The sequence below is a fragment of the Kitasatospora sp. GP30 genome, assembly GCF_029892145.1.
In the GTDB taxonomy this organism is placed as follows: Bacteria; Actinomycetota; Actinomycetes; order Streptomycetales; family Streptomycetaceae; genus Kitasatospora; species Kitasatospora acidiphila.
Window position 1 is genome coordinate 1 of record NZ_JARZAH010000057.1, and the last position, 14,690, is coordinate 14,690.

Below are 14,690 nucleotides of genomic sequence, written 5' to 3' on the forward strand. Positions count from 1 at the left end.
GCCGGGGGGGGGCCGCCTCCCCCCCCCGCCCCCCCCCGCACCTCTCGGGCGCGCGGCGCGGGGGCGCCCCCCCCCCCCGCCCCGCCCCCCCCCCCGCCGGGGCCCCCCGCGGCGCTGCTGAAGCGATGCCGGGAGGAGTTCATCGAGCCGGGTGGAGCTGAGCCGGCTGGTCCTGCTTATGGGCGGGTACTCCTCCCGCGGTTCCGTCGCAGACTCAACTGGACGGCGTGCCCGGGGTCCACATGCCGAGCCACTGCTCGGCGCCCCAGGCCTCGTACCGCTCTACCTCAGTGAACCCCAGCTTCGCCGCGAGGCGCATCGAGCTGGCGTTGGCGCTCTGGGTGGCGAGCACCACCGGCTCGCCGGGAAGCGCGTCGGCGAGCCAGCCGAGTGCCGCCGCGCACGCCTCGGCGGCGTACCCGAAGCCCCACGCCCGCGGCAGGAAAAGGTAGCCGAGAGTGGCCTTCCCCACGACAGCCGGGCGATGGGCCTCCGCTGCCCTCCTGAGCAGGATCTGGCCGATCATCGACCCGTCGAGCTCAACGACGAAGCTCCCGGGCCACTGCTCGGGCACCCCGGACATCTCGCGCTCAAGCTCGTCACGCGGCCGGGGGCCACCGAGGTAGGTGTGCACCTCTGGCGAGGCGAGCAGCTCGATGAACGCCGCACGGTCCCGGGTCTCGGGCGCACGGAGCACGAGCCTCTCGGTCCTGATCGGCTCAGGCGGCCACGTTATGGGTCCCAGATCTTCCATCCGCGCACTGTAACAGCTGGTCAAACCAGCTGAACGGGAAGCGCTTGGAGCGCCCGGCGGTAGGCGCACTGGGTGGCTCAAGGGAAGCGCTCGCTAGCGCTTCAGGTAGGCCAGCACCGCCAGCACCCGCCGGTTGTCGTCCACCGAGGACTCGATGCCCAGCTTGGCGAAGATGCTGGTGGTGTGCTTGGCCACGGCGCTCTCGCCGATGTGCAGGGTGTTCATGATGGCCACGTTCGAGCGGCCCTCCGCCATCAGCTTCAGCACCTCGTGCTCACGCGGCGTCAGCTCTGCGGTGTTGCCGCGGGCGCCGCTGCGGGCCAGCAACTTGGCGATCACCTGAGGGTCCATCACCGTGCCGCCGGCCGCCACCGTGCGCACCGCGTCGATGAACTGGGCGGTGTGGGTGACCCGGTCCTTGAGGAGGTAGCCGACGGCGCCCAGGCCGGAGGCGAGCAGTTCATGGGCGTAGAGCTGGTCCACGTACTGGGAGAGGATCAGGACGGGCAGGCCGGGGCGGGCGCGGCGGGCTTCGAGGGCCGCCTGGAGGCCCTCGTCGGTGAAGCTGGGCGGGAGGCGGATGTCGACCACTGCGACGTCGGGCGCCTCCTCGCGCAGGGCGCGCCGCAGCGCGGGACTGTTGTCGACGGCCGCGACCACCTCGCAGCCGTGCTCCTGCAGGGTCCGGATCAGCCCTTCGCGGAGGAGGAAGAGGTCCTCGGCGACAACGACGCGCACGGTATCTCCAGGGTTGCGGTGGTCGGTCCGCCCTGCGGGCTGTGCAGGGCCAGGGTTCCATCGAAGGTGCTCAACCTGCGTTGGATGCCGCGCAGTCCACTCCCTCGGGTGCTGTCGGCGCCGCCGTGGCCGTCGTCGGTGACCGTGACGCGCAGGGTGGTGTCGGTGTACGTCAGGGCTATTCGTACTTCGCGGGCCCCGGAGTGCTTCGCGGCATTGGCGAGCAGCTCGCCGACCGCGAAGTAGGCGGCGGACTCGACGGGTGCGGGGAGCCGTCCGGGCAGACGGGGCTCGACGTGGACGTCGAGGAAGCTGTCGAGCGCCAGTGACCGGACGGCGTCGCTGAGGCCGCGGTCGGCGAGGACCGGCGGGTAGATGCCGTGCACCAGGTCCCGCAAGTCCTGCAGGGCCCGCTCGGAAGTGGCCCGCACTTCGAGCAGTAGGTCGCGGGCCGCCTGCGGATCGGCGTCCAGGCGGCGGGTGGCCTCGTCCAGGGTCATGCCCAGGGCGACCAGTCGGGCCTGCGCCCCGTCGTGCAAGTCCCGTTCGATGCGCCGCAGTTCGGCCGTCTGGGTGTCGAGTGCGTCGGCCCGGGTGTCGGTGAGCTGCTCGATGCGGCGGACCAACTGGGCGGTACGCGGCGCGGAGAGTGCCCGGCGGCTCCAGCGGGCGTGCAGGCGCAGCATCACCGGTGCGAGCCGCAGCCCAGCGGCGACGAAAGCGAGGCCGAGCAGGGCGGCGGCCAGCATGGTGGCGGTGGAGCGCACGGGGATGAAGGCATACCAGTTGCCGTCGTTGATGATCCGCCAGATGAACGGCTGCACCAGCGCGCCGAACACCCCGTACTCGATCAGTGCCAGCGGCACGGCGGCCAGCACGCCGCCGACCCACGGCTCCAACCAGGCCCAGCGCAGGTCCCGCCAGAAGCCGGCGCCGCCGAGGATGCCGAACGCTCGTCGGCGCAGGTCCGCGTCGTCGGCGAGCGGTTCGGGTGGACTGATCCGCAGATCGGCCCAGCGGGTGGTCCAGGCGCGGTAGCGGGCGGTGAGCCGGCGCAGGGCCGTCGCGGCGGGCGGCAGCAGCGGCAGGCCCAGGCCGATCGGGAGCAGCAGCAACGCGCAGACGACCAGGCTGCCGGTGGCGAGGGTGGCGAAGGCGGCCAGCGACAGCAGTTGGCAGCGGCCGACGGCCACCAGCCAGGCGCGGGCGGCGCCCGGCCGCCCCGCTCCCAGTGCCGTCATGACCACCCGTCGTTTCCCCATGTCAGCGCGCCCCGTGCCCCGCCGGCAGGATCCTATCGGCCGACCGCCGCAGCACCCAGGGCAGCGCGGCCAGCAGGCTCGCGGCGCCGAACATCACCAGGGGCAGCGCGGCACCTGACTGGTCATCCATGAGCAGCAGCATCCCGAGGTTGATCAGGGTGTGGAAGCCGCCCGCGAGCAGCAGCCGGTTCGCCCGCACCCGTTCCAGGCCGAGGCCGAGGACGACGGACATCGCCACGGTGGCCGTCAGGAAGCCGACCGCATACGCCGGGGCGTGCGTGAAGGCCTGCACGTGCCACAGCCCCCAGACGATTCCCACCAGCGCCGAGGCGGTGAGCGGGCCGAACCGGGTGCGCAGCAGCGGCTGGAGGAAGCAGCGCCAGCCGATCTCCTCTCCGAAGGCCCCGACCAGTTGCGCCACCACGATCAGTGCGAACGAGTCCCGCAGGCTGCGCGGATCGGTCACCGGAACGCTGCCCTTGACGGCCGCGTACAGGCCGGAGCTGAGCGCGATGATCAGCGGCGCGGTGAGCAGCAACGGCAGCGCCGGGCCGGCCGCACCTTGCCCGAACCGTCCGGGCAGGGCCCCGGCCAGCCGGCTACGGATCCGCCCCGGCCACAGCAGGGCCGCCGTCGCGACCCCGGCGGCGGGCCCGAACTGCGTCAGCTGGATGACCTCCGTCGGTATCCCGGTCGCCGGCTGCACCGCCCCCAGCGCGCCCGCCGCCACGAAGGCGACGGTGAGGTACACCGCTGCCTCCGCCTTCCACTTCACCTTCGCCATTGCCCGCATGTGCTTGGCCTCCTGGCCTTGATCGTCTTGGTGCCGGTCACCGTCGACGATTCCAGTCAGCGAGGCCGTGGCCATTGCGTGTAGCTGCCCAGCGGGGGTGGGTCTGGATACACCCCCACCGGTGGCTTTGCGCTCCGCTGGGCGGCTCGGGCTGGGCTCGCGCCGGGCTGAGCTGGGCTGAGTGGCCGTCAGGCCGTGTTGGCTGTTGACGCTGGGATGGGCTCGTCTGCTGCGCGGATCTGGAGGAAGCCCTGGGTGGGTTGGGGGGTGCAGCGGAGTCGGCGGCCGAAGAGGAGGCGGAGGAAGCGGGGGGTCTGGTGGTAGCAGAAGACGGATTCCGGGGTACCCGTGATGCCCGGGGTGTCCAGGAAGAGCGGGAGTTCGCCGAGGAGGTAGTTGCTGGCGGTGAGCAGTTGGGCTTCCGTGGCGGCCGTGCCGGGCGGCAGGCGGCGGTCCAGCACCCAGGCGCCGGCGTCCAGGCAGGCTGCGCGGAACTCGGGGTCGGTGGCGAAGAGTTGCCGCGCGAGCTCGTGCAGGGCGGCGTAGCGGGGGTTGGCCGACAGCGCGGCCGAGGTGAGCACCCGGCCGGCCGGGTCGGGGACGCCCAGCGCCGCGAGGGCGGTGATGATCTTGTTCACGACGTACTGGCCCTGCCGGCGGGCCTTGAAGGCGGCGCGGTCGGGCGGGTAGCCGATGGCCTGCAGGGTGTGGACGGACAGCGAGTCCGGGACGAAGAAGTGGACCTGGTCGAACTCGGCGATCGCCCACCGGGCCAGGTCGGCGACCCGCTGGGTGTGGAAGTAGCCGTTGAACGGGCTGATGCCGACGCAGGCGTGGGTTCGCCGCGCGTACGCGCGGTGGCAGCGGTCGGTCAGCGGGGTCGCGGTGAACGCGGCCCGGGCGGGTGCGGCGATGGGCAGGCTCAAGGGACGCTCCTGGCGGTGATGCCGTGCGGGCACGGTGAAGCGGGCACGGTGAAGGTGAGTGCAGAGGAATGGCTGCGGCGTCGCGGGGCCTGGTCGCGGGCCGTACTCGGGCACGGCGAAGCCAGGGGGACGCGGCGGGGGTGACGGAGCGAACGCCGGCAGGCAGGTTCAGGCCGGTCGCGACCGGCGCCGCGGCAGAGGGCGAGGGACCGTCAGGTCCGACTCACGCAGATGCCGATGAGGGTGTCGCGCCCGCCGGTTGTACCGGGCAGGGGCGGCGGAGCAGGCGGGCCGAGCGGGCCGACCGGGCCGTGGGCGGCGGCGGACGGCTGGGCGTCCACCGCGTGGGTGAGTGAGGGGGCCCCGGCCCTGGTGCGGTCGGTGGCGAGTTCGGTGCGGTGGTCACCGGCGCTGATGCAGCAGTCGATTGACGATTCGTCAACTGGCTCGCAGTGGGCGGCGGCTGTTGCCAACGCCTGGGGAGTCAGCATCAGGGCGTCGGCTGAGGCGGCCGGCACCCAGGTATCACAGCAGTCGCCGACCCGGACGCCGAGCAGCACCAGCAGCGCGGCCAGCACGACGGCCACACCAAGACGCCTACCCAGAGCACTCATAGCAGCACGAAACGTTAGCAGCCGGTGGCCCCGTGGCACGTCAGCGTGATCCGATCCGGTGATTCCGCTCTGGCGTTCCATCGGCCCACGGGTGGTCGTGGCGATCTCGAATTCCCTGGCCGGTACGGGCGATGAGCGCTATGCTCGCCGCAATGATGACTCACCCTCCTCACAGATCGGGGGTCCCGTCCGCGCAAGGTGAGTGCTGATGCTCACTGAGATCGCGAACGGAGACTTCTCCTCCCATTCCTTCTGGCTGCACGTACGCGAGTTCGCCGTGCCGCCGTCCATGATCGAGACCGCGACCGCCCGCCGCCGCGCCGGGGACTGGGCCGGGGCGTGTGCCGCCGCCGGTGTCGATGTCGACCTCGATCTGCGGGCCTTGGCGCGGACTCACGGCCAGGCCATGGCGGGCCGAGTGCGGGCCGATCTACGGCAGTTGGTCCCCGACCTGCTGCGCTGGCATCTGCCGAGGATCGCACCGGACGGCCTGCTGCGTCCGGGTCTGACGGTCACGCTGGCCCGGTACGACGACCCGGGCCCGGTGCACCTGGTGGTGCGGACTCCCCCGGCCTGGGCGGATGCCGGTCAACGGGTCAGCCTCGCACTGTGGGACGGCTCCCGCTCAGCAGTCGGCGACGGCCGCCATCCGCACCCGCGGCCCAGTCGACGGTTCCGCCTCGACCTGCACCGCCATCTGTGGGACGCCCGCCGGACCGATGAGCTGCGGGTCCGGTCCAGCGGAGACGGCCCGCCGGCACTGGAGCCGCCGGGGCTCGGGCGCGGCTTCGCCGTCGACCGGTGGGTGGCCGAGGCCGGGATCCTGCTCGCCGCCGAGGGGCGGCCTGCCGGTCCCGTCAGCGTGCATCTCGGGACCCGGCGCCGGCTGGTGCTGGACCCGGCGGAACCCGGCTGGTGCATGGTGGCGGCCAGGGGCGCCGGTGCTGTCGCCGGGCTGCCGGTGCTGCCCGATGCGGCGACCCGGGTGCTGCCCGATCTGGAGCTGCTGCGTGCCGGGTTGATCTCGGTCGATCGGTTGCATCCGCTGATCGCCGCGGCGCTGGTGCCGGGCCGTTCACCGACCGCGCCGGGCCGGCCCTCTGAGCGTCGGGCTGGTGGGCCGCGCCTGGTGCTGTGCCGGGGCGCTCGGCATCGGATCGGGCTGGTCGACGGGGTGCTGACCGCCCTCGACCACGATCCGGCCCAGATCCGGCGGGAGGAGCTGCTGGCCGCGCTGACCGGCACTCCACTCCCCTGCCTGCAGGCCATCGAGCTGGCCCACCGTCAGCCGGAGTGCCTCGACGGCGTCCGCGAGCGCCTCAACCACGGCGACGCGGCTGGTGCGTTGGCCGTCGTCGAGGAGTTGCTCGGCCCCGAGGCGAGGCTGCGCGACGGCGCACTGCGGCACGAGTTGCAGGCGGCCGCTCTGCGGCGGATCGACTACGGGCTGTTCCGGGCGGGCCTGGCGGGCCCAGGGCCGGGCCGCGTCAGCCCGGACGACCACCGCCCCCGCAACGGGCGTTCGCACCCGCGCCACGCCTCCGCCCGCTGACGTTTCCCCTTCAACCGACCCATGAACTCCCAAAGGTGATCAACCATGCCTGCATACACACAACTTGACGTTTCCGCCCAGCTGATTGCGCTGCTGGCCGACACGGAGACCGAGCCGCGCCCCGACATCCAACTGGAGGCCCTGACCGTGGCCGTGGCCGCCGACCTGCCGGTGCTGCTGTGGGGCGAGCCGGGGATCGGCAAGACCGCCGCCCTGACTCAACTGGCCGCCGCCCTGGATCTCCCGCTGACCACGGTGATCGCCAGCGTCCACGAGCCGTCCGATTTCTCGGGGTTGCCGATTGTCGGCGACGATCCGGCCGAGCAGGGCGTACCGATGGCGCCGCCGGACTGGGCGGTGCGGCTGGTTCGGGCCGGTCGCGGGCTGCTCTTCCTGGACGAACTGTCCACCGCACCACCGGCCGTGCAGGCCGCACTGCTTCGACTGGTGCTGGAGCGGCGCATCGGCGCCCTTCAACTACCGCCCGGGGTACGGATCGTGGCTGCCGCCAATCCGCGGGCCTCGGCGGCGGACGGCTGGGAGCTGAGCCCGCCGCTGGCCAACCGGTTCGTGCACCTCCAGTGGACCCATGACCACGAGGTGGTGGTGCGCGGCCTCGGCGGCACCTGGCCGCGGGCCACGCTGCCGCAGCTACGACCTGACGGCTTGTCAGATGCCGTGGCGTTCGCCCGTCGTGCGGTCTGCGGGCTGCTCGCCGCCCGCCCCGGGCTGGTGCACCAGCTGCCGAAGGACGAGAGCCGGCGCGGTGGCCCCTGGCCCTCGCCGCGGAGTTGGGAGATGACGCTGCGGCTGATCGCCTTCGCGACCGCGGCCGGCTCCTCCCGCGAGGTGCTGTCGCTGCTGGTCCGCGGGACGGTGGGGGACGGCCCGGGGCTGGAGTTGCTGGCGAGCCTGGACCGGTTGGACCTGCCTGACCCGGAGGACCTGCTCGCCGACCCGGGCGGTGCCGTCCTGCCGCAGCGGGGAGATCTGCGTCAGGCCGTGCTGGACGGCGTGGTGGCCGCGGTCCGCAACCGCCCGGAGAAGGACCGCTGGGACGCGGCCTGGGCGCTGCTGGTCCGGGCGATGGAGACCGGGGCGCCCGATCTGCTGGTGGTTCCCGCGACCTCGCTCGCCGCGCTGCGCCGGCCGGACTGGGAGGTGCCGGCCTCGATCGAGCGGCTCTCGGGGGCGGTCGCGCTGTCCCGCCGGGCGGACCAGGCGGGGGCGCGGGCCAAGGTGGCCGTTCGATGAGCTCCGGTACGCCGGTGGGACTGGACACCGAGAAGCTGTTCGCGGCCCGGCTGCATGCCGCGCGGGTCCGGCCCTACCTCGCGGCGGCGTTGTTCGCGCTGCATCCGGTGGAGTCGCGAACGGTCCCGACGATGGCCGTCGACCGGCACTGGCGCTGCTATGTGTCGCCGGGCTTCGTGGCGCGCACGCCGGTGGCGGAGCTGGCCGGGGTGTGGGTGCACGAGGTGTCGCACCTGCTGCGCGACCATCACGGGCGCAGCGACCGGGTGGCTCGGGAGCGGGGGCTGACCGGCCGGGGTGAGCGGTTGCGGATGAACATCGCCGGGGACTTCGAGATCAACGACGATGTGTTCGGCGATGGGCTGGTCCGGCCCGAAGGCGCCATCCTGCCAGGGATGTTGGGACTGCGGCCCGGTCATCTGATGGAGGACTACCTGCGCTGGTTCCAGTTGGGCCCGCGCACCGCGGACGCGGCCTGGCTGGACTGCGGCAGCGGCGCGGACGGGCTGGACCGCGAGTGGGACCTGGGGCCGGACGGCGCGCACGGGCTCAGTGCGCAGGAGCGGGACGCGGTGCGGTTCCGAGTCGCGCAGGGCATCCGGGGCCGTCCCGGGGACGCCCCGCAGGGGTGGCAGCGGTGGGCCGAGGAGGCGTTCCATCCGCCGCAGCCATGGCGGGAGTTGCTGGGTGCGGCGATCCGCTCGGCGGCGTCGGGCGGAGGCGCGGGTGAGGACTACAGCTACGGTCGGCCGTCGCGTCGCTCGGTCGGAGTGCCGGGTGCGGTGCTGCCGAGTCTGCGGCGGCGCCCGCCGCGGGTCTGCGTGGTGATCGACACCTCGGGGTCGGTGAGCGACTCCGAGTTGGGCGGTGCGCTGCTCGAAGTCGCCGCGATCTCACGGGCGGTGGGGGGTCGTCGGGACCTGGTCACGGTGCTGTCGTGCGATGCGGCGGCTCAGGCGGTGCATTCGCTGTGCCGTGCCGAGGGCATCCCGCTGCTCGGCGGTGGCGGCACCGATCTGCGCGAGGGTTTCGCCGCGGCGCTGCGGGCCCGGCCGCGTCCCGATGTCGTCGTGGTTCTGACGGATGGTCAGACTCCGTGGCCGAGCGACCGTCCGCCGTGCCGGACGGTGGTGGGACTGTTCGCCCGGGAGCGCTCGGCGCGGTCGTGGGACGAGGACGATCCGGAGTACATTCCGGACGCGCCGCCTGCCTGGGCGCGGGTGGTGGAGATCGGGTGAGGGTGGCCGGGGCGAGCGCGGCCGGGGGCGCGGCGGGTGCGGTCAGCTGCAGTGCAGGTCAGGCTCGGTGCGGGTCAGCCTCGGCCGAAGAGCCGGCTCAGCCAGCCGCCCGAGGGGCGGGAGTCCTTGCTGCAGGAACAGCGGTCGGCCTTGGGGACGCCGGCCAGGACCTGCTCGACATGCATGCCGCACCCGGAGTAGCTGGATCGGCCGCAGCTGCGGCAGAGGACTCGTCGGCACATGGTTCGCTCCGTTCTGGAAGCCCGACCGCCGGGCCCCGAAGGCCAATGATACCCCCGCGGGTATGTTTCTCAGCGCGACCGCGGGCAGGGCCCGAGCTCCCGGCCCTGCCCGCGGTCAGGTGCGCCGGTGCTCAGCCGCCCTGGGGGCGGCGGCCGTGGTTGGCCCCGCGCCGGCTGCGGGCCTTCTTCTTGCGGCGTCGCTTCGATGACATGGCCGCTCCTCTCGGGACGGGTGCACTACGCCCCCGTTCCACGGTTCCACAGGCCGGCCACCGCGGCGCGGCGAGCGGTCTGGCAGGCCGCAGTGGGCGCTCAGGCCAGGGCCGCGCGGGACGGATCAGGCGAGGGCTGCGCGGGACCGGTCAGGCGAGGGCTGCGCGGGACCGGTCAGGCGAGGGCTGCGCGGGACCGGTCAGGCGAGGGCTGCGCGGGACCGGTCAGGCCAGGGCCGCAGCGACTGCCGAGGTCCAGGCCGACGTAACGCGCCGGGTCAGTCGGCCGGCCGGGGCGGAGCCCTCGAACAGCTGGAAGGCGCCGGGAGCCAGGTACTGCTTGCTGTGGACTCCAGCCGCCGATCAGGCGCCCGGCGTGCTCCAGCGCCTCGTCGCGCCGGGGTCGGCCTGGCGAGCCTCGAAGCAGGCCGGCGGGCTGCGGGCCGGGGCGGCGTCCTGGTCGGCCGGTGCGGAGCACGGGCACAGAGGTCGGCGAGTTGGCCGCCGACCGGGCAGCGTGGCACCGGCGGTGGGGCCACCAGGAGCTGCGCGACCGCCTCGACGCGACCGCGCCGGACACCCCGGCCCGCCGCCGTCTACTCACCCTCGGCAGCGCTCACGAGCAGAGCTACGCCACGTTCTGGGGGACCCTGGCCGCCATTCCGGACGGGACCGGCGATCCGGTGACGCAGGGCGGGAGTTGACGCCTCCTGAGGCTGAATTGGCCATTCTCCTCCGCGACACCTTGACAGCCTGTCAGTGCGCTTTCACAATCGGCAACCTGGTAACTGCCGCCACTTGGAAGGCGCACCATGGTTTCTACGGGGGAACCGCTGCTGGAGGCGCGCGGCGTGGTCAAGCGGTTCGGCCATGTGCGGGCGCTCCAGGGCGCTGACTTCACCGCCTACCCGGGCGAGGTCGTGGCACTGATCGGCGACAACGGCGCGGGCAAGTCCACGCTGGTGAACGTGTTGTCGGGGGCGCTCGCCCCGGATGGCGGCGAAGTACTGCTGGGCGGCGCGCAGGTCCGCTTCGGCGGGCCGCAGGACGCTCGGCGGCACGGCGTCGAAACCGTCTACCAGGACTTGTCGTTGGCCCCCGACCTGGATGCCGCGGCCAATCTCTACCTCGGCCGGGAGCTGCTGCGCGGCGGCCTGCTCGGGCGCCTCGGTGTGCTGGATCGCGCCGCGATGCGCCGCGCGGCGGTCGGCGCCTTCGCCGAACTCGGGGTGGAACTCAAGGACTTGACGGCGCCGGTGGCCAGCCTGTCGGGCGGGCAGCGGCAGTCGGTGGCGGTGGCAAGGGCGGTGGCGTTCGCCAACCGGGTCATCTTCATGGACGAGCCGACGGCCGCGCTGGGCGTGGTGCAGCGCGCCCGGGTGCTGGACACCGTGCGGCGGGTCGCCGCCCGGGGCATCTGCGTGGTGCTGATCAGCCACAACATGCCGGAGGTGCTGTCGGTTTCGGACCGCGTCGAGGTACTGCGGCTCGGCCGCCGGGTCGCCTCCTTCACCGCGGCGGACACCACGATCGAGGAGCTGGTGGGCGCCATGACCGGCTCCCTGGACCAGGCGACCAATGACTCTGGCAGCACTGGCAGTTCGGAGGAGCAGCGATGACCGCCGACACCGGGGCCGTGACTGACGCTCCAACAGGATCCATACCGCAGTGGCTGCGGCGAGCGGCCGGTGTCAGCGAGTTGTGGACCTTCGTGATCCTGGCCGCGTTGGTGGTGTTCTTCTCGATCGCCGCGCCCGGCAAGTTCTTCACCGTCTTCGACCTGACCCAGATCGCCGTGAACGCGGCCATCTACCTGGTGCTCGGCGTTGGCATGACCTACGTCGTCATCACCGCGGGCATCGACCTGTCGATCGGATCGGTGCTGGTGCTGGCCGCGGTGGCGGCCGCCGAGTACAACATCCATCACGGTGGGGCGACGGCGAGTTGGGCGACCGTGGCGATCTGCGTGCTGATCGCGCTGGCCGTCGGCACCGGGTGGGGTGCGCTGCAGGGGGCGATCGTGGCCACCGGGAAGGTGCCGCCGCTCATCGTCACGCTGGGCGGCCTGGGCGCGGCTCTCGGCCTGGCCGAACTCGCCACCGGGGGCCAGGATCCGGCCGGTGCCGCGGCCGCCAATCTGCAGAACTCCCTCGGCTACGGCAAGGTGCTGGGCATCCCATGGCTGGTGATCCTCGCGGCCGTCGTCACCGTGGTCTTCGGTCTGGTGCTGGGCACCACCCGGTTCGGCACCCACACCCTGGCGATCGGCTCCAACCCGGACGCCGTGCGGCGCGCGGGCATCGGGGTCGGCGGGCACCTGGTGAAGGTGTACGCGCTGATGGGCCTGCTCGCCGGCCTGGGTGCGGTGATGTGGCTGGCCTCCTACGGCACCACCTCGATCGCCGGGCACTCCACCGACAACCTGAAGGTCATCACCGCGGTAGTGCTCGGCGGCACCAGCCTGTTCGGGGGCCGCGGTTCGGTGCTGGGCACGGTGATCGGCGTCTTCATTCCCGCAGTGCTCAGCACCGGGCTGATCGTCATCGGCGTCCAGCAGTACTGGCAGGACGTGGCGGTCGGTGTGGTGCTGGTCGCCGCCGTCTACGTCGACCAGATGCGCCGCCGCACCCGGGAGCGCAGCTGACCACCAGCCCCCGCACATCGCACCTCGCACATCGCACCTCGCACCTCGCACCTCGCACCTCGTAAGGAGCACCAGGATGTCGAGCACTCACAGCAAGCGCGTGGTTCTGTCGGCCGCCTTGGCCGCCCTGGTCCTGGCCGGCACCGCCGCCTGCTCATCCGGCGGAGGTTCGTCAACGGCCGGCGGCCACAAGAAGATCACGCTGATCACCGGCGTGAAGAGCGACCCGTTCTACATCACCATGACCTGCGCCGCGCAGGCCGAGGCCAAGGCCAAGGGCTTCGACTTCACCTCCGACGGCTCCGCGCAGTGGGACGTCTCGGTGCAGCGCCCGCTGATCGACTCCGTCGCGGCGTCCCGGCCGGACGGCCTGATGATCTCGCCGGTCGACACCAGCGCGCTCACCCCCTCGCTGAAGCAGATCCAGTCCGCCGGAACCAAGTTGGCCCTGGTGGACACCTCGGTCACCGACCCGTCGGTCGGCATCACCCGGATCTCCTCCGACAACGAGAAGGGCGGGCAGGTGGCCGCCGACGCGCTGGCCCAGCAGATGGGCCAGAAGGGCTCGGTCATCGTGATCAGCGTCAAGCCCGGCATCTCCACCACCGATGCCCGGATCAAGGGCTTCACCGAGGAGATGGCCGCCAAGTACCCGAACATCACCGTGCTGCCGACCCTCTACGACAACGACCTGCCCGCCACCGCGGCCTCGCAGATCCAGTCCACCCTGGCCGCGCACCCGGACCTCGGCGGGGTCTTCGCCGGGAACACCAACACCGGGCAGGGCATCGCCACCGGGCTGCAACAGGCCGGTAAGCAGGGCGCGGTGAAGGTCGCGGCGTTCGACGCCGAGCCGGACGAGGTGTCCGCGCTCAAGGCCGGCACCCTGCAGGTGCTGGTGGCGCAGGACCCGGCGGCCATCGGCACCCAGGCGGTCGACCAACTCGCCGCCGCGTTCAGCGGTCAGCCGGTTCAGAAGGAGATCGGCACCACCATGGTCGCCATCACCAAGGACACCATGAACGACCCGAATGTCAGCAAGTACTTCTACAAGGCCGGGTGTTGAGCGTCAGAACGCTGCGCTGAGCCGATCGGAGCCCGCACGCCGACGGTGTGCGGGCTCCGGTTCGCGCTGCCGGTCGGTGCGGGGTCGCTGCTGAACCCTCCTGCGTGCGCGCCTGGTTGCAGCGCCACTGTCCGCCCCTCGGCGGCCGAGCGGCGGGCGGCCTCCAGCACGGTGAGCGCGGCGACGGCGTCGCGCGGCTCGACCGGCGCGGCGGCCTGGCCGTGCAGGGCAGCGGCGATGCCTTGGTAGTACCGCTGATAGGCGCCGGGCAGGGTGGGGTGGGCGACCGAGTCGTCGACCGTTCCCAGGCGGCCGTAGCGCTCGGCGGGCGTCCGGCCCCAGTCCTCGTCAACGGGGGTCCGGCCGGCCCGCAGGGCGTCCTCCTGGCCGTCCAGGCCCCAACTGGTGTAGGAGGCCTGGCTGCCGAGCACCCGGAAGCGCGGTCCGAGGTCTGCGGCGGCGGCGCTCATCCAGAGGTGCGAGCGGGCGCCGTCGGCGTGGGTGAGGGCGATGAACGCGTCGTCGTCGGCCTGGGCGCCCACCCGGCGCAGGTCGGCCTCCGCGTAGACGTGGGACACCGGGCCGAGCAGCGTGAGCGCCTGGTCGACGAGGTGGCTGCCCAAGTCGTAGAGCACTCCGCCGACTTCGGCCGGATCGCCCAGTTCCCGCCAGCCGCCCTTGAGTTGGGGACGCCACCGTTCGAACCGCGACTCGAAGCGGTGCACCCGGCCCAGCCGTCCGGCCCGCACCAGCTCGCTGACCGTGCGGAAGTCGCCGTCCCAGCGCCGGTTCTGGAAGACGCTCAGCAGCAGGTCACGGGACTCGGCCAGCTCGGCGAGGGCGGCGCCCTCGGCGGCAGTGGCGGCCAGTGGCTTGTCGACCACGACGGGCACGCCCGCCCGCAGCGCGGCGGTGGCGAGCGGGATGTGGGTGCGGTTGGGCGTGGCGACCACCACCAGGTCGAGTCCGAGCGGCCACAGTTCGTCGGCGTTGCCGAGCAGGTGGGCCTGCGGGTGGCGGGCGGCGGCTTGGGCCCGCCGGTCGGGGTCCGCGGTCACGATCGCGGCCAGGTGCAGGCCGGGCGTGGTGGTGATCAGGGGCGCGTGGAAGACGACACCCGCGAGGCCGTAGCCGATCAGGCCGACCCGCAGCGGGGCCGGCGCGGCGGTCGGGGTGCTGGTGTCCGGGGTGGTGTTCGCCATGCTCCCAGTTAAGCAACAGCGTGGATAAAGTCATAATCGAGGTGTGCCAACCGCTGCCTCCTCCCCCGCCCAGCCTGGTCGAACCGACCAAGCCGCCCGAGCCGAGCGATCCGACCCTGCTGGGCGAGCCGACCCCGCTGGGCGAGCCGAGAAAGCAGGCCGACCCGAAGGGGCAGGCCGACCCGCCACGGCT

General features: G+C 72.8%; 14 protein-coding genes. 7 read left to right on the plus strand and 7 right to left on the minus strand.

All coding sequences use genetic code 11. The features are described from left to right. Nucleotides 1-214 precede the first annotated feature (214 nt). The 6 genes from P3T35_RS38000 to P3T35_RS38025 all read right to left on the minus strand — a co-directional run bounded on the left by P3T35_RS38000 (nt 215) and on the right by P3T35_RS38025 (nt 5,087). Nucleotides 215-754: a GNAT family N-acetyltransferase gene (locus P3T35_RS38000; RefSeq protein WP_101378320.1), complete on the minus strand. Its 540-nt coding sequence runs from the start codon at nt 752-754 to the stop codon at nt 215-217. A 93-nt stretch (nt 755-847) separates the two neighbouring features. Then, a complete protein-coding gene (locus tag P3T35_RS38005; protein WP_101378321.1) occupies nt 848-1,492 on the minus strand; it encodes a response regulator transcription factor in 645 nt (214 codons plus the stop codon). Further along, the gene (locus P3T35_RS38010; protein WP_101384725.1) at nt 1,444-2,733 is read right to left on the minus strand and encodes a histidine kinase; all 1,290 of its coding nucleotides are present in this window, start codon (nt 2,731-2,733) and stop codon (nt 1,444-1,446) included. Before P3T35_RS38010 ends, P3T35_RS38005 begins: the two co-directional genes overlap by 49 nt. A gap of 22 nt (nt 2,734-2,755) precedes the next feature. Next, a complete protein-coding gene (locus P3T35_RS38015) occupies nt 2,756-3,547 on the minus strand; it encodes a type II CAAX endopeptidase family protein (protein ID WP_280709501.1) in 792 nt (263 codons plus the stop codon). 188 nt (nt 3,548-3,735) lie between these two features. After that, the gene (locus tag P3T35_RS38020) at nt 3,736-4,473 is read right to left on the minus strand and encodes a tRNA-dependent cyclodipeptide synthase (protein WP_218976607.1); all 738 of its coding nucleotides are present in this window, start codon (nt 4,471-4,473) and stop codon (nt 3,736-3,738) included. A 212-nt stretch (nt 4,474-4,685) separates the two neighbouring features. After that, nucleotides 4,686-5,087: a hypothetical protein gene (locus P3T35_RS38025; protein ID WP_143676681.1), complete on the minus strand. Its 402-nt coding sequence runs from the start codon at nt 5,085-5,087 to the stop codon at nt 4,686-4,688. A gap of 208 nt (nt 5,088-5,295) precedes the next feature. Between P3T35_RS38025 and P3T35_RS38030 the strand changes: the two genes are divergently transcribed. The 7 genes from P3T35_RS38030 to P3T35_RS38060 all read left to right on the plus strand — a co-directional run bounded on the left by P3T35_RS38030 (nt 5,296) and on the right by P3T35_RS38060 (nt 13,295). Next, complete coding sequence (locus P3T35_RS38030; RefSeq protein WP_101378324.1) at nt 5,296-6,639, plus strand: hypothetical protein; 1,344 nt, start codon at nt 5,296-5,298, stop codon at nt 6,637-6,639. A 45-nt stretch (nt 6,640-6,684) separates the two neighbouring features. Continuing rightward, on the plus strand, nt 6,685-7,893 hold the full coding sequence (locus P3T35_RS38035; protein ID WP_101378325.1) for an AAA family ATPase: 1,209 nt from the start codon (nt 6,685-6,687) through the stop codon (nt 7,891-7,893). Beyond that, nucleotides 7,890-9,131 carry a VWA-like domain-containing protein gene (locus P3T35_RS38040; RefSeq protein WP_101378326.1) on the plus strand — a complete coding sequence of 414 codons (1,242 nt, stop codon included), beginning with the start codon at nt 7,890-7,892 and terminating at the stop codon, nt 9,129-9,131. The genes P3T35_RS38035 and P3T35_RS38040 overlap by 4 nt, the downstream gene beginning before the upstream one ends. Nucleotides 9,132-10,052: 921 nt before the next feature. After that, nucleotides 10,053-10,289, plus strand: a complete 237-nt coding sequence (locus P3T35_RS38045; protein WP_101378327.1) for a hypothetical protein — start codon at nt 10,053-10,055, stop codon at nt 10,287-10,289. 108 nt (nt 10,290-10,397) lie between these two features. Then, on the plus strand, nt 10,398-11,204 hold the full coding sequence (locus P3T35_RS38050) for an ATP-binding cassette domain-containing protein (RefSeq protein ID WP_101378328.1): 807 nt from the start codon (nt 10,398-10,400) through the stop codon (nt 11,202-11,204). Further along, a complete protein-coding gene (locus tag P3T35_RS38055) occupies nt 11,201-12,229 on the plus strand; it encodes an ABC transporter permease (RefSeq protein WP_101378329.1) in 1,029 nt (342 codons plus the stop codon). The genes P3T35_RS38050 and P3T35_RS38055 overlap by 4 nt, the downstream gene beginning before the upstream one ends. Nucleotides 12,230-12,305: 76 nt before the next feature. Next, the gene (locus P3T35_RS38060) at nt 12,306-13,295 is read left to right on the plus strand and encodes an ABC transporter substrate-binding protein (RefSeq protein ID WP_101378330.1); all 990 of its coding nucleotides are present in this window, start codon (nt 12,306-12,308) and stop codon (nt 13,293-13,295) included. On the opposite strand, the gene P3T35_RS38065 is transcribed toward P3T35_RS38060, so the two are convergent. Beyond that, nucleotides 13,277-14,497, minus strand: coding sequence for a Gfo/Idh/MocA family oxidoreductase (locus P3T35_RS38065; RefSeq protein ID WP_101378331.1), 1,221 nt, complete (start codon nt 14,495-14,497; stop codon nt 13,277-13,279). The two genes, P3T35_RS38060 and P3T35_RS38065, sit on opposite strands and share 19 nt — an antisense overlap. Between the last annotated feature and the right edge of the window lie 193 nt (nt 14,498-14,690).

Coding starts and splice junctions, on each gene's coding strand:
- P3T35_RS38000 (WP_101378320.1), bottom strand. CDS start 754: ATGGAAGATCTGGGACCCATAACGTGGCCGCCTGAGCCGATCAGGACC.
- P3T35_RS38010 (WP_101384725.1), bottom strand. CDS start 2,733: ATGACGGCACTGGGAGCGGGGCGGCCGGGCGCCGCCCGCGCCTGGCTG.
- P3T35_RS38015 (WP_280709501.1), bottom strand. CDS start 3,547: ATGCGGGCAATGGCGAAGGTGAAGTGGAAGGCGGAGGCAGCGGTGTAC.
- P3T35_RS38025 (WP_143676681.1), bottom strand. CDS start 5,087: ATGAGTGCTCTGGGTAGGCGTCTTGGTGTGGCCGTCGTGCTGGCCGCG.
- P3T35_RS38030 (WP_101378324.1), top strand. CDS start 5,296: ATGCTCACTGAGATCGCGAACGGAGACTTCTCCTCCCATTCCTTCTGG.
- P3T35_RS38035 (WP_101378325.1), top strand. CDS start 6,685: ATGCCTGCATACACACAACTTGACGTTTCCGCCCAGCTGATTGCGCTG.
- P3T35_RS38040 (WP_101378326.1), top strand. CDS start 7,890: ATGAGCTCCGGTACGCCGGTGGGACTGGACACCGAGAAGCTGTTCGCG.
- P3T35_RS38050 (WP_101378328.1), top strand. CDS start 10,398: ATGGTTTCTACGGGGGAACCGCTGCTGGAGGCGCGCGGCGTGGTCAAG.
- P3T35_RS38055 (WP_101378329.1), top strand. CDS start 11,201: ATGACCGCCGACACCGGGGCCGTGACTGACGCTCCAACAGGATCCATA.
- P3T35_RS38060 (WP_101378330.1), top strand. CDS start 12,306: ATGTCGAGCACTCACAGCAAGCGCGTGGTTCTGTCGGCCGCCTTGGCC.
- P3T35_RS38065 (WP_101378331.1), bottom strand. CDS start 14,497: ATGGCGAACACCACCCCGGACACCAGCACCCCGACCGCCGCGCCGGCC.